General features: G+C 61.4%; 13 protein-coding genes. 5 read left to right on the plus strand and 8 right to left on the minus strand.

The features are described from left to right. Positions 1 to 401 precede the first annotated feature (401 nt). The 4 genes from AB4Z51_RS31940 to AB4Z51_RS31955 all read right to left on the minus strand — a co-directional run bounded on the left by AB4Z51_RS31940 (position 402) and on the right by AB4Z51_RS31955 (position 4,308). Positions 402 to 1,202: a class I SAM-dependent methyltransferase gene (locus tag AB4Z51_RS31940; protein WP_085398209.1), complete on the minus strand. Its 801-nt coding sequence runs from the start codon at positions 1,200 to 1,202 to the stop codon at positions 402 to 404. Positions 1,203 to 1,355: 153 nt separating this feature from the next. After that, positions 1,356 to 2,144 (minus strand): ABC transporter ATP-binding protein, encoded by a 789-nt coding sequence (locus tag AB4Z51_RS31945; protein WP_085398208.1) that lies wholly within the window; start codon positions 2,142 to 2,144, stop codon positions 1,356 to 1,358. Then, positions 2,138 to 3,157, minus strand: coding sequence for an ABC transporter permease (locus tag AB4Z51_RS31950; protein ID WP_245343889.1), 1,020 nt, complete (start codon positions 3,155 to 3,157; stop codon positions 2,138 to 2,140). The genes AB4Z51_RS31945 and AB4Z51_RS31950 overlap by 7 nt, the downstream gene beginning before the upstream one ends. Positions 3,158 to 3,177: 20 nt before the next feature. After that, entirely contained in the window at positions 3,178 to 4,308 is a 1,131-nt protein-coding gene (locus tag AB4Z51_RS31955; protein ID WP_441498728.1) for an ABC transporter substrate-binding protein, read from the minus strand. Positions 4,309 to 4,748: 440 nt separating this feature from the next. Between AB4Z51_RS31955 and AB4Z51_RS31960 the strand changes: the two genes are divergently transcribed. After that, positions 4,749 to 5,090 carry a hypothetical protein gene (locus AB4Z51_RS31960; protein WP_441498729.1) on the plus strand — a complete coding sequence of 114 codons (342 nt, stop codon included), beginning with the start codon at positions 4,749 to 4,751 and terminating at the stop codon, positions 5,088 to 5,090. Between the two features lie 292 nt (positions 5,091 to 5,382). On the opposite strand, the gene AB4Z51_RS31965 is transcribed toward AB4Z51_RS31960, so the two are convergent. Continuing rightward, a complete protein-coding gene (locus tag AB4Z51_RS31965) occupies positions 5,383 to 5,820 on the minus strand; it encodes a YybH family protein (RefSeq protein ID WP_071916327.1) in 438 nt (145 codons plus the stop codon). A 444-nt stretch (positions 5,821 to 6,264) separates the two neighbouring features. Between AB4Z51_RS31965 and AB4Z51_RS31970 the strand changes: the two genes are divergently transcribed. Together AB4Z51_RS31970 and AB4Z51_RS31975 are read left to right on the plus strand one after the other, a co-directional pair. Then, entirely contained in the window at positions 6,265 to 6,828 is a 564-nt protein-coding gene (locus AB4Z51_RS31970; RefSeq protein WP_275552147.1) for an aminotransferase class III-fold pyridoxal phosphate-dependent enzyme, read from the plus strand. After that, positions 6,821 to 7,294, plus strand: coding sequence for an aminotransferase class III-fold pyridoxal phosphate-dependent enzyme (locus AB4Z51_RS31975; RefSeq protein ID WP_283808584.1), 474 nt, complete (start codon positions 6,821 to 6,823; stop codon positions 7,292 to 7,294). Before AB4Z51_RS31970 ends, AB4Z51_RS31975 begins: the two co-directional genes overlap by 8 nt. 35 nt (positions 7,295 to 7,329) lie before the next feature. On the opposite strand, the gene AB4Z51_RS31980 is transcribed toward AB4Z51_RS31975, so the two are convergent. Then, positions 7,330 to 7,809 (minus strand): MarR family winged helix-turn-helix transcriptional regulator, encoded by a 480-nt coding sequence (locus AB4Z51_RS31980; protein WP_085403315.1) that lies wholly within the window; start codon positions 7,807 to 7,809, stop codon positions 7,330 to 7,332. 156 nt (positions 7,810 to 7,965) lie between these two features. On the opposite strand from AB4Z51_RS31980, the gene AB4Z51_RS31985 reads away from it, so the two are divergent. Next, the gene (locus AB4Z51_RS31985; protein WP_063985290.1) at positions 7,966 to 9,294 is read left to right on the plus strand and encodes a Rieske 2Fe-2S domain-containing protein; all 1,329 of its coding nucleotides are present in this window, start codon (positions 7,966 to 7,968) and stop codon (positions 9,292 to 9,294) included. Positions 9,295 to 9,299: 5 nt separating this feature from the next. Continuing rightward, positions 9,300 to 10,352 carry an ABC transporter substrate-binding protein gene (locus tag AB4Z51_RS31990; protein ID WP_085403314.1) on the plus strand — a complete coding sequence of 351 codons (1,053 nt, stop codon included), beginning with the start codon at positions 9,300 to 9,302 and terminating at the stop codon, positions 10,350 to 10,352. 14 nt (positions 10,353 to 10,366) lie between these two features. On the opposite strand, the gene AB4Z51_RS31995 is transcribed toward AB4Z51_RS31990, so the two are convergent. Together AB4Z51_RS31995 and AB4Z51_RS32000 are read right to left on the minus strand one after the other, a co-directional pair. Beyond that, positions 10,367 to 11,485: an ABC transporter ATP-binding protein gene (locus tag AB4Z51_RS31995; protein ID WP_441498730.1), complete on the minus strand. Its 1,119-nt coding sequence runs from the start codon at positions 11,483 to 11,485 to the stop codon at positions 10,367 to 10,369. Between the two features lie 18 nt (positions 11,486 to 11,503). Beyond that, entirely contained in the window at positions 11,504 to 13,243 is a 1,740-nt protein-coding gene (locus AB4Z51_RS32000; protein ID WP_441268745.1) for an ABC transporter permease, read from the minus strand. Positions 13,244 to 13,260 lie beyond the last annotated feature (17 nt).

Raw genomic sequence — 13,260 nt, forward strand, 5'->3', positions numbered from 1 at the left:
TCTTTCTTCATCTTCACTTGTCAAACAGCCCGGGACCACGAGGCCCCAACCTTCCAGAGTGGAAGGGTTCCGACACCCTTACCGACGATGAATGAACTCCAATCGACTTACGTCGACTGTTGTGTCACTCAACAAGGTGAGGAGCATCAAGAGCGTGCATGCTTCCCTTGGCATCTAGGCCAAAGAGAGCGCCCGACAGACGAGCAACGCTGGAAAACGCATAGACGCTCACTCACCTGACTTCAAGCAGAAAATGAAAAATTTCCACTTCGCCAATCTTCTCGTATCCGCGTAGCAGAGCAGCAAGCCTGCTCGTCCTGGTTAAGCCCAGACGTTCATCGACTTTCCACCCGGGCACTCAGATAGTCAGGACCTCGGAAGAGACCGCTCTGGCCGTCGAGTTAGGGAACGATGCCTCTGCACGCCCACGCGACGTTTGCAAAGGACCTCGGGCCGTCGGGCCGGCCGGCCTCGTAGGCATCGCGCACGGCGGCGTCGGTGCGCGCTCGCTCCGCAGCGTCGAGCGCTGCCACATACTTGCCGAGCGGCCCTTCGCCAGCGGCAATCGGCGTCCAATAGTCGGCAAAGCTTTTGTAGTCCATGCGGATCATCAGCTCTACTTCCGCAATGCTCACGAGACCCTGTTCGGCAAAAGTCCGTCTCAGTTCGCCCGGCTGCATCATTGGTTGAAAGCAATAGCGACTGCGCAGCTGGCGCCCGCTTTCACCGAGTGCCGCCACCGTGTCGACCATCATGCGCATGCCGGGCATCCCGCCGAGATGATCCCACACCGCTGCCGCGACCACGCCGCCCGGCCGAACGACGCGGCGCATCTCGGCTACTGCCTTACCGGCTTCGGGAACGAAGTGGAGCACGAGAAGCGCCAAAGCGCGATCGAACGTGCCGCCCTCGAAGGGCAGTGCACAGGCATCAGCCTGCCGGACTTTTATTCGCGGGTTTGTGTTGCGCCGGATCACGTCCTCGACAAAGACTGGTGAATAGTCGATCGCGGTAATCTCGGCGAGGTCGGCGGCTCTGGCGAGCGTGAAGGTCAGGCTACCGGTGCCACAGCCGATGTCGAGAATCCTTTCGCCGTCGGAAATCCCTGTGAAGTCGATGAATTTCCGCGCGAGTCTTCGGCTCCAGCGGCCCATGAGCTGCTCATAGCCCGCGGCGTTGTGGACGTTGAATTCTGAGGTCATCGAAGTCTCCGTGCGCTTCCCAGATTTTTAGATCTCCACGAGGTGGCTGCACAGCCGCTAACACAATCGCATTGCGATCGCGGCGAGAACGCCGTGCTGCTTGCTCTGTGGATGCGTATGAGAAGATCCGTCACGGCGAGCTCCTTTTGAGGGCTACCATGCCTCATCGAGGCCGAGTTGCCCAAACACCTCGCGACGAAGCTCAACGAAGTGCGGATCGCCCCGGTGGCGAGGATAGGGCTGGCTGTTGACGACTTCAGCCTTGACCCGTGCAGGCCGGTCGCTCAGCACGATGACACGGCCAGCAAGCAATAGCGCCTCCTCGACATCGTGCGTGACCATCAGCGCCGTGAAGCGCGAGCGCTGCCAAAGTGATACGAGTTCCGCCTGCATCGCGATGCGAGTCAGCGAGTCGAGCTGGCCCAAAGGTTCGTCGAGAATGAGCAGCTTTGGGTCGTTGACAAGCGCACGCGCCAGAGCCGCGCGTTGCGCCATGCCACCGGAAAGCTGGTGCGGGTAGGCATTGGCGAAGCCCGTGAGCCCCACCAGGCGCAAGGCGTCTTCGATACGCCCGCCATGAGTGCGTAGCAACCCGCGGGCTTCCAGACCGAGCGCAACGTTGCTCCGTACCGTCCGCCATGGATAGAGCGTTGGGTCTTGAAAAACGACGACGCGCGACGGATCGGGTGCTTCGATCTCTCTTCCCTCCGCTAGCAGGAAGCCGGCTGTTGGAGTGTCGAGCCCCGCGACCAGCCGCAGCAGGGTCGATTTTCCGCACCCACTCGGCCCCAGGAGAGCGACAAATTCGCCGCGGCCGACCTGAAGGCTGATGCGGTCCAATACCGGCAGGGGCTGCCCTTCGAGATCGAAGCTGTGGCTCACTTCGCGGAGCGTTAGCGTCGATCCACGGACCGCGTGATCGCTTGCGATCGCCGCTACCATCGCACCAGACCTTTCTGCCAGGATAGCAGGCGGTCCCGCAAGCGGAACAGCAGCGTGATCAGCCCTGAGCACAAGAACGCCATGAGCAGCAGCGCGGCGTACATATTGGCATAGGCCGCCCAACCTTGCGCCCATTGCAGGTACCAGCCGAGCCCCGCCTTCACGCCCAGCATCTCGGCTACGACAAGAACCGCAAACGAGTTGCCGAGACCCATGAACAGGCCAACAAAGACATGTGGCATTGCCGCCGGAATGGCAACCTTGAGCACGAGGAAGCGCTGGGTTGCTCCCAATGTCCGCGCAATATCGTAATAGGCGCTCTTCACGCAGGCGACGCCCGACCAGGTCAGCACGGTGACCGGAAACCCGGTGGCGAGCGCAATCAGGAAAATGCTGGCGCTGAAGCTCGACGGGAAAACAAAAAATGCGAGCGGCAGCCAAGCTGTCGCGGGCAGCGGCCCGATGAACCGCAAAACTGGGTGGATCCAATAACCGGCGAGCCGCGACCAGCCGATCGCCACGCCGGTTACGAACCCCACCGCCGCACCGAGAAAGTAACCGGTCGCGAGCAGACGCGCTGAGGCGAAGATGCCTTCAGCCAGCCGCCCCCAATCATCGATTACGACTTCGACAACGGCCTGCGGCGGCGGAAAGAACGGCAACGGCAGCAATCCAAGCTTTGCTGTGACGGCCTCCCAGGCAGCAAAAAACAGCGCGAGCGCAAACAGCCACGGGGAGAGCCACTGGAGACGCTGAAAAGCAACAAAACGAACGCCGGCAAAGGCTGCCAGGGCGAGCGCAAGGGCCAACGCGCCGCAGGCAATCGCGAAGCCGCCGGTGTAGGCCCAATCGCTCTCGGGCTTATCCGGCCAGAGCGCAGTGAGCACGGCGACCATAGACCATGCGGCGGCAACAGACAGTCCGCCGATCAACGACCGAGTGGTCGAACTTTCAAAAAAGCCGAAACCCGATTTCTCTGATGGCCTCGGCACTTCATCGATGACCGAGCTCACTGCGGATCTTCCCAATCGGCTCAGCTTAGAACGTCAAGATAAATCCGCTCGGCGAATTTGGCCGGGTCAGTGCTTCGCTTCATGACGTTCACTGCCTTGAGTTCGTCGGTGTAGAGTAGAAGCTGCTTCTTGAGCGTTGCCCCGACCGGGTGATTGTGGTGAGTATGGCTGCGATACATCGTGGCGAGATCCTCTACGGATCCTCTCCCGCCGTAGCCCGAATAGATTGCTGCGGCATCGGCGGGATCGCTGGCAACTAGGTCTGCCCCCTCCAGTATCGATCGGGTCAGAGCGGCCGCCACCGGCATTTCGCTTCGGGTGAGGCTGCCACGTATCGCGAGAACGCAGCAGGTGCGGTCGGCGAATTCACCCGTCAAGTTCGTCGCGATCTCGTTGAGTTTGCCTTCCTTGAGCCAGAGGTAGGGCAGCGGATCTATCTCGGCCAGCGCCTGCACTTCGCCCTTGTCGACGGCAAGCGCGAGCAGATTGGCCGGGTACTGGCGCCACTCTACCTCTTGGGCCGGATCGATGCCCTTTTTGGCGAGGTAGATCGAAAAGAAGTTCTTCGCTGGGCTCGCTTGATCGCTAATCCCGATAGCCTTGCCGCGCAGGGATTCCAGGCTGTCAATATTCGCAGCCTTGGAGCCGAGGAGCCGGATGCAGCCGCCGTGCACACCGGCGGTGATCCGAACGTCGAAACCTTGCTCCAGCGGTTTGAGCCAGCGCAGGGCCAATCCCAAACCGGCATCCGCCTTGCCAGTTGCAATCGCCTCCAACAACTGGTCGGTCGAACCGCCGAAATTGACGAATTCGACATCGAGGTTGTGCTTGGCGAAGATACCCCGCTCCTTTGCGACTGCCGCAGCGACGGTGCACGCCGCGTTCGCATTCCAGGCGAGTYTGAGTTGGCGGGGTGGGCCCTGCAGCTCTTCACTGCTCGCTGCGGCGCGACAAATAAGAGGCTCGCCGGGAATATAAGACAGCGATCCAGTCCCGGATGCCGTCAGCGCGCGAGCCGCTCCAAACATTCCAAGCGGCGCCGTGGCGCCGAGGGTGCAAACCAACGTCAACACCGAGCGGCGGGAGAAGGCGCCCCGCTTCGCTTCGGACAGACCTTTCGTCAAGCTGTTGCCAATTTCGCGCTTTTCCATGTGTCGCTCCCAAACTCGCGTGTGAATGGAATAGAACTGGGCGGCGCTTTGCGGGGCCTTAGCTCACCTCTCTTTGGGCATCATCCGAGCCCGTCTGCTACACGGGTGTGAAGAGCTTCACATTAACGCAAAAAATTGAAAGGAGATAGCCGCGCGGCGATTAAGGCTCTTGTCAATCGTGTTGACCTACTCACGGCGGCGTCTGTCGCATTTGATCGCGATCGGCGCGAGTAGATGGTCAATATCTGAGTCGACACGCACCAGCATGCATGGAGCCTGCGTTGCGCGAATTGAGCAACGCCCGGACCGAGATCATGCAGGATAGGCTGAACTTCGACGCTAAGTTCAGCATGCTTTGGAATGGTCGGCTTCCCGCTTCGCTAGCTTGATCCCGGGAATGGCATCAATGTTGCGCCGGGGCATACTTACAAGGAGGTCGCATGATTACCGCCGTTGTACGATACACACTGCCGCCGCAGATCGACCACGCCGCGTGTCGCGAGCACTTTCACAAGATCGCCCCCAACTTCCGCGGGGTGACGGGGCTGATCAGCAAGCACTTCATCTGGTCCGAAAGCGGCTGGGCGGGCGGCGTGTACCAGTGGGAGCGTATCGAGGACGCTACGGCGTTCTACACCGGGCCGTGGCTCGAGGGCATCATCCAGCGCTACGGCATGAAGCCGCAGATCGATTTTTACGAGGTTTTTGCGGTAACAGACAACACGCGCGGTAAGGTTGWGCTGTTCGAGGAGGCCGTTGCTCCAAATGACCCCAGCAGATAGCTCTTCTACCGCACTAGCGCGTAGAGGTGGCGTTGTATGAGAGGATAGCTGCGGAATCCTCACGTCATCGTAGGTAGCAAGTCCACGCCGCGACCGAATGCGACGATCACTCTGATCTTGGCTCTTCGGAGACGTGCCGATCAGGGCAAATGTCCGCGTTTCGCCAAGAACTGCCCTCCCCGTTAAGTCGCAGTTTGACCCAACCCGGACATATCTTGCACCGGAGACAAGTAGCCCTTTTGGGCGTCCGGTAAGGCCGCCGCCTCGCCGGACCGATTAAGCTTCGACCGCTTTAGTTGAATGTTTGCAGCCTCAATTTGAGCGATCCGTCGGCTTGGCGTTCGAAGACGTGCGTCGCCAAACCACTGAAGGGAGACGGCTTGCCCTCCTTGTCCTTACCCGTAGCGCTCCACTTGGCTGTGCCGAAGACTACCTTGTCGTCTCCGCCGGCATCGATCATCTCCAACTTGTGATCCGTCACACCGCTCGCGAAGAGTCCGGCAAAGAACTTCTCGATCTCGGCCGGCCCCGACGCGACCTGATGTGTGGGCGGCATCAATTTTGCCGTCGCGACATAGGAGGCGCCGATGGCTTTCTCGTCGTGCTTATTAAATGCGGCATCCCAAGCGGCGTAAGCCTTCTCCACGTCCCCCTTGGCGTCCGCGGCCAACGAAATTCCCGGCGCGCCGAGCAGACAAATGAGTAGTGTTGATGTTTGAGCCAACTTCATAGGATACTCCTCTGTTGGATAACGCCTTTCCCGAATGATTAGATCATCTCTCCGGTCGTCTGCCGCGGCTGCGCTCCCGCCAGCATGACGACACCGTCGCCGGTCGCGCTGTGGCCGGCCATTGTTTCATTACGAAAGAGGTGCAGGCGATGGCAACTTCAACGGCGCCGTTCACCTCGGGAGTCCATATCGCGCGTCATGACATCGCTAATGCATCCGGTCCACGCGCCGAACTTCAACCACCACGACCAGTTTTGCGAAGGCAAATTCAGCTGGTTGCCGGAAGAGTCCATCCAATAGTTCGCGGAACAGCAATTCCGGGCAATTACCGTCAACCACGTTGACAAATGGGAGAGAGCGACGGCGCACACATTGCCTAGACCGGAAATCCCCGAGCTGGTCACGGTGTAATTCGCCTTTTGGCCCTTAGCTGACTTTGCCGCGTTGGAGATCGCGCCGGAAGGGTTTGACCATACTTTCCTCGCCGGATCCGGCTCCGAGGCGGTCGACACCGCCCTTAAGATGGCGCTGGCCTATCACCGGGCGCGCGGCGAAGGCCATCGCCAGCGCCTGATCGGGCGCCAGCGCAGTTACCATGGAATGGGATTCGGCGGACTCTCGGTCTCGGGCATCGGATGGCAGCGGGCGCAGTTCGGCGTCATGCTTCCGGGGGTGTCACACCTTCCTCACACACATGATCTCGCGCGAAATGCGTTCAGCAAGGGCGAGCCCGAGCACGGCGTCGAATTTGCAGATGCGCTGGAAGGTCTCCTGACCGCGGTGGACCCCTCGACAGTCGCAGCCGTCATCGTCGAACCGATAGCTGGCGCCGGCGGCGTGCTGCCGCCGCCCAAGGGCTATCTCAAGCGGCTGCGCGAGATCACCAGCAAGCACGGCATCCTGCTGATCTTCGATGAGGTCGTCACCGGCTTCGGAAGACTAGGGGCGCCGTTTGCCGCACAGGCTCTAGGCGTCACGCCGGACCTCATGCGCGAATGGGATGAGTAACGGCGCCGTTCCAATGGGAGGCGTGCTGGTTCATCATCATGTGCACGAGGCCATGTCGCAGGGACCGGAGGCCACCGTCGAGCTCGCTCACGGCTACACCTACTCCGGCCACCCGCTTGCCTGCGCCGCCGCGATTGCCACCCTGGATGTCTATCAGGAGGAAGGCATCTTCGAGAAAGTCGCGCGCATCGCCGGGACATGGGAAGCCGCCATTCACGACATCAGGGGCGCCGGCGGCGCGGTCCGCGATATCCGCAACCTCGGGCTACTTGGGGCCGTAGAGATCAAAGCTGCCCCGAACGCTCCTGGTCAACGGGCCCGCGCCGTGGCGAACAATTGTTTCGAAAATGGGATCTTTGTTCGCGCTGTTGGCGATACACTGATCCTGTCGCCGCCTCTTATCATCAACGAGGAGCAGATTGGTCAGATCGCCGATGGCATCAAGAGCGGCATTCGGACATTGTAAGATACTGAGGCGCAAACAGAGGCCGCCGGAGACCGTTACAGGAATTTCTCGCGGCCCTGTGCTTTGATCTCGGTCTCCAGTTGCTGATCGAGCTTGTCGAGGCTTCGCCTCAAAACCTCGATTTCGTGCGGATCGAGCGCGGCCATGAGCTTGCGCTCGACCCGAACAACGAATTTCTCGATATCCTTGTAGACCTTGCGGCCATCGGTCGTGAGGCTCAGGCTGGCGCGGCGGCGGTCCGCTTTATCCACGTCACGATGAATCAGCCCTCGGCGCACCAGCAATTCGATGGAGCGCGCGACCTTGAACGCATCGGACGAGGTCAATGTCGCAAGTTGCGTGGCCGTCAGCGGCTGATGCCTGGCAATGACCGCGAGGCTTCGCCAGGCCGGCATCGTCAGCTCGTAACGATCTTCGTACATGGGGGAGATGAAGCTGCCCAGCCGCGAAGCGATGAGACCGAACCGGTATCCGGTCCAGTTCTCGAGCGGGAGGATCGTGCTGACCTTGTTCATCAAGACAATTTGCTCGCGGTGATGGGAGCAGAACCATAACGAGTTGCACTGCACCGCTCAACCGCTCGCTTTCCGGACGATCGCGTCATTGACGCAGGGGCGAATTACTTGCATAATGCAAATAATAAGCATTCAAAAGAGCTAGGGAGGATCACCATGTCGAAATCGACTGACGGCCAGGATCTGACGCTGGTTGGCCCGGGTACGGTCATGGGCGAGATGATGCGGCAATACTGGATACCCGCCGCCCTCTCTTCGGAACTATCGGTCGACGGCGATCCAATGCGCCTGATGCTGCTTGGTGAGCAGCTCATTGCCTTCCGTGACAGCTCGGGCCGGGTTGGCGTGCTGGATCATCAATGTCCACATCGCTGTGCCTCGCTGTTCCTCGGCCGTAACGAGCAGGACGGCATCCGTTGCGTCTATCACGGCTGGAAGTTCGACGTTGACGGCCGCTGCCTCGAAATGCCGAACGTCCCCCCTCCGCAGGATTTCAAGGAAAAGGTCCGCGCAAAAAGCTACAGGGTTCGCGAGTGCGCGGGCCTCATATGGGTTTACATGGGCGCGCGGGCCGAGGCGCCGCCGATGCCGATGCACGAAGCGCTGTTCGTTCCGGAGCAGGATCTGACCGTCACCATCCTCCAACGCGAAGCCAACTGGCTCCAGGGCCTCGAAGGCGATATCGACACGTCGCATTTCGGCTTCCTGCATGCCGGACACATCAACCCTGATGATTTCGAGGAAGGCCACCCGGCCCGTCACACGGTTTCCAACCGAGCGCCGGAGTACAAGGTCACCGAGACCGACTGGGGCACGATGTACGGCGCGTTTCGGCCGGAAGCGGACGATCGAATGCACTGGCGCATGGCGCATTTCTCACTGCCGTTCTGGACCCAGACCCCGAACGCCGACTTTGCCGACCACGTGGTCGCCAAGGCGTGGGTGCCCATGGACGACACCCACACGATGCTGATCTCGATCTATGGCGGCCGCGCCAAGGGGGCGACTTACTCGAGTTCCAAGCTGAAATCCGGTGGCGGCATCCCCGGGGCCGACGGTCTGGATTATCTGCCCAACACCACGGACTGGTATGGGCGCTGGCGTGCGGTCCAGAACATCGGCAACGACTGGCAGATCGATCGCGAAGCTCAGCGCACCAACAAGATCTACACCGGCATCCGCAACATCGTGATGCAGGACCAAGCCGTCACGGAAAGCATGGGGCCGATCGTCGATCACACCAAGGAACATCTCGCACCGAGCGACGTGATGATCGCGCGGACGAGGCGGCGCCTGCTCAACGCTGCACGGGCATTCGCCAACAGCGGCACCGTGCCGCCCGGCGTCGACGATGCCGAGGTGTTCTGGAACGCGCGCGCAGGCTCCTACTACGCTGACGCGAAGATCGACTGGCTCGAGGCCTATCAGGACAAGTTGAAGACCGCCATTCGCTGGCGTGCCCCGAGCCCGCAAGCCGCGGAGTAGCGACAATGGCCACGCCGGACCGGGAAAAGCGCGCGCGCATCACGCGCCGCGCTACGGTGTTTGGACTGACCGCCTCTTCGATCCTGCCATCGATCATGGCCCCGTCGAGAGCGGAGGGCGAATGGTCCGCGTTGGTCGCAGCCGCAAAGAAGGAAGGCCGCGTGGTGCTCTACAGCGCGTTCGTCGGCCTTGCCGCGCACAAGGAGCTCAAGAAGGAGTTCGAGTCCGCCTACGGAATCACCGTGGACATTCTCGAAGCGCGCGCGAGCGAAGTCCGGGAGCGCATCCGCATCGAGCAGGCCGCGGGCCGCAACGCAGCCGACGTCTCCGAGAACGGGCGGACCACGACCACGCTGCAGATCAAGGAGGAGCGTGTCTTCGAACCTCACGGCCCCCTCCCCAGCCTCGGCCGTCTCAAGGCGGACTTCCCAAGCGACGGCATGCGGCTCCCTGTCTTTGCGATCGTCTACGGCATCCTGGCGAATACCATGCTGGTCAAGCCGGCGGACGAGCCGAAAAGCTGGCTCGACCTGACGGATCCGCGCTGGAAAGGAAAAATCCTCAGCGACGATCTGCGGACGCTCGGCGGCGGCGGCGTGCTCTTCTCGGTCCTGCAGGACCTCTACGGGCGCGCCTTCCACGAGAAGCTTGCCCAGCAGGACCTGAAGTTCAGCCGGGAGATACCCGCAAATGAGCGCCGCGTAGCGCGCGGCGAATACCCGCTCTACATCCCCGACAGTCTGACATCGCTGCTCGAACTCAAGGGCCTCCCGGTCAAGTTCATCGCGCCAAAGGAGGGGCTGCCCTACGTCGGCTACGATCTCGCGCTGCTGAAGAATGCGCCTCACCCAAACGCGGCGCGGCTGCTGATGGAATACTATCTGGGCAAGACGATGCAGCAGAGCCTTGCGAGGCTCGGGCTGCTGCCGACCACGGCGGACGCGCTGACCGGTGTCGATCCCGCGGTGGCACAGATCGAAACAACGAAGCTTCTCGGCACCACCGATCCCGAACGCATGAACGAGATGCTGTCTTTGGCTCAGCAGATCTATCGCTGAGAGGCACCCCCGGCTTAAGGGGCTGCGCCGGCCTGCTCCGGCACTGCCCAAGCTGATTGCTGCGGAACGACGACGGTCACATTGTCTCCGACGGAGAAGCCACCGAACGGCGGCGCATCGACATTGAGGCGGCTATCGTCGGTCTGCACCACGACCGACCGGATCGGGCCGCGGAAGATCGTGTGCGCAATCTGTCCGGACCATCGAAGCTCGTGGTCACTGTGAGCCGCATCCGGCGCCGCGATACGCGCGTCCTCGGGACGAACCATGACGGTCACGGGCCGCCCGGGCCGGATCTCGCTTGCCGACTCGCACGCTCCACGCCAGCCCTTGCCGACGACGTTGAGCCGCACCCGGCGATCGTCGATCCGCGTGCAGGCCTCCACACTGGCCTCCAGCAGGTTCGGTGTTCCGAAGAAGGCCGCCACGATCYGGTTTGCGGGATAGCGATAAATTTCCTCGGGCGCACCGATCTGCTGGATTCGGCCGCGATCCATCACGACCACACGGTCGGACAACGCCATCGCTTCGGCCTGATCATGTGTCACGTACAGGCTCGTCATCCCAAGCCGTCTCTGGATCGAACGGAACTCGTCGCCCATCTGCAGACGGAGCTTTGCGTCGAGATTGCTGAGCGGCTCGTCGAGCAGCAGCACCTTGGGTTCGAAGACGAGGGCCCGCGCGATCGCCACTCGCTGCTGCTGGCCGCCGGACAGCGCCGGTGCCGGCCGCTCGGCGAAATCCTGCATTTCGACGAGGCGGAGTGCCCTGGCGACGAGATCGCGTATCTCGGCCGCGGATTTGCGGCGCACCCGCAGCGGATAGGCGACGTTCTCGAAGACGGTCATGTGCGGCCAGATCGCGTATGACTGGAAGACCATGCCGAGCCGCCGGCGCTCCGACGGAACAAAGACGCCGCGAGCCGCATCGCTGACGACCTCGTTGCCTATGCTGATGCGGCCACCGGAATTTTGCTCGAGGCCCGCGACCATCCGCAACGTCGTGGTCTTGCCGCACCCCGACGGCCCCAGCAGGGTGACGAATTCACCCTCGCTGACGCGCAGGTCGACGCCGTCGACCGCGACGAAATTACCGAAGCTCCGGCTCACCTTCTCAAGAACGACATTCGACATGGCACGATCCAAGCCTGGTCACATTCCACCGATACGGCTGCTGATGAACTTGAGTTGAACCCAACGGAAGACGATCACGAGAACCATCATGATGAGCCCAATGACACTGACCTGCTCCGCATTGCCGTTCGCCCACAGCTTCAGCAGCACGACAGACAACACCTCGGAGCCGACAGAATAGAGCAGAACGGATGCGCTCAGCTCGCGCATGATGCCGAAGAACACCAGCACCCATCCGACGGCGAAGGAAGGCCAGGCCAGGGCAAGGACGATGCGCCTCATGGTTTGCAGCCAGCTTGCGCCATGCACCCGGGAGCACTCCTCGAGGTCGAACGAAAGCTGCGCATATGCGCTCGACATGGCGCGCACCGAAAGCGGCGTCCCAAGCGAAATATAGGCCAGCAGCAGCGCCCAGATCGTGCCGTAGATCGGAATCGCGTGAGGCAGCAGAGCAAACCCCCAGAGAAACCCGACACCAAGGACGATGCCGGGCATCATCCACGGCAGCCAAGCCATCGAATCGATCAGCAACCGGCCTCGCCACTTCGTTCGGACCGAGACATAGGCGACGGTTGCGCCGAGCAACATCGTCAGCGTGGCGCCGACGAGGCCCAGGAACATCGTGTTGCTGAACCCGCGCCAGAACTCGCTGCTGCCGAACACCGCCTGATAGTGCTCGAGTGTCAGCATGTCCCACTGGTAGAACCCGAAGAACTTGAAGAACGAGCCGATGATGAGTTGCCCGACCGGGAGGACCACCGTCACCACAAAGAACAGAACGCAAAAGGCAAAGGTTGCCCATCGCCATGCACCGAGTTTCATCACCGAAGGTGAATAGCCCTTGCCGGTGATGGTCTGAAAACTCCGGCCGCGCAGCATCCGCCGCTGCAGAAGAACGATCAGGAACAATAGCGCCATGATGACGAAGCTGATCGCGGTTGCATACTGATATTGCGGCGGCGACCGCTGGTTGATCGAGTCGTAGATGTCCGTCGTGATGACCCGAATTCCCGCCGGTGAGCCGAAGAAGAGCGGCGACTCGAAATTCTCGATGCCGCGAATGAAGCTCAGGATGGCCGCACCGGTCAGCGCGGGCAGCATAAGCTGCAGCGTGACAGAGCGAAAAGTTCGCAGGCGTGATGCGCCGCACATGGTCGCCGCCTCCTCGAGACTCGGATCCATCGCTCGGAAGGCGTCCACGATAAGAAGAAACAGGAACGGCACGGAATACTGCATCATGTGCCAGACTACGCCGCCATATGAATAGACGTTGATCGGCGCTGTCTCTGATCCCGTGACCCACTGATAGAGCTGATTGAGCAATCCGACCTGCGGATTGCCGAGCATGCCCCACGCCATTGCGGTCAGGATCGGGGGAATGAAGAATGGCAGCGTGATCAGGACTTCCAGAGCCCCCCGGAATGGCGTGTCGGTTCGCGCCAGTATCCAGGCGAGCAAGACGGCCAGGATTACCGAAGGGATGGTCTTGGCCAGGGATATGCCGACGGTGTTGAGGAGTGTCACCGCGCTTTGCAGCGTGATGACGTCGCGATATCCGTCCAGATTGAAAGTGCCGGCCATTCCCGGCGGCGTCGAATGCAGGCTTCCATAGAGCAGCATCGACAGCGGATAGACGGAAAGGAAGGCGAGAACGACGACGAGCAGAGCGAGCGCCGCAAGGCGGCCTGCCGCAGTCGCCTGCAGCCACCGCCCGATCCCGCTCAGGCCGGTCGTACGCCTCTCGACGAGGTTGTTCACTCCCTCTCCGGCTGAAA

This window comes from Bradyrhizobium sp. 2TAF36 (genome assembly GCF_052114925.1).
GTDB classification, from domain to species: domain Bacteria; phylum Pseudomonadota; class Alphaproteobacteria; order Rhizobiales; family Xanthobacteraceae; genus Bradyrhizobium; species Bradyrhizobium barranii.

Coding starts and splice junctions, on each gene's coding strand:
- AB4Z51_RS31940 (WP_085398209.1), bottom strand. CDS start 1,202: ATGACCTCAGAATTCAACGTCCACAACGCCGCGGGCTATGAGCAGCTC.
- AB4Z51_RS31945 (WP_085398208.1), bottom strand. CDS start 2,144: ATGGTAGCGGCGATCGCAAGCGATCACGCGGTCCGTGGATCGACGCTA.
- AB4Z51_RS31965 (WP_071916327.1), bottom strand. CDS start 5,820: ATGAAGTTGGCTCAAACATCAACACTACTCATTTGTCTGCTCGGCGCG.
- AB4Z51_RS31975 (WP_283808584.1), top strand. CDS start 6,821: ATGAGTAACGGCGCCGTTCCAATGGGAGGCGTGCTGGTTCATCATCAT.
- AB4Z51_RS31980 (WP_085403315.1), bottom strand. CDS start 7,809: ATGAACAAGGTCAGCACGATCCTCCCGCTCGAGAACTGGACCGGATAC.
- AB4Z51_RS31985 (WP_063985290.1), top strand. CDS start 7,966: ATGTCGAAATCGACTGACGGCCAGGATCTGACGCTGGTTGGCCCGGGT.
- AB4Z51_RS31990 (WP_085403314.1), top strand. CDS start 9,300: ATGGCCACGCCGGACCGGGAAAAGCGCGCGCGCATCACGCGCCGCGCT.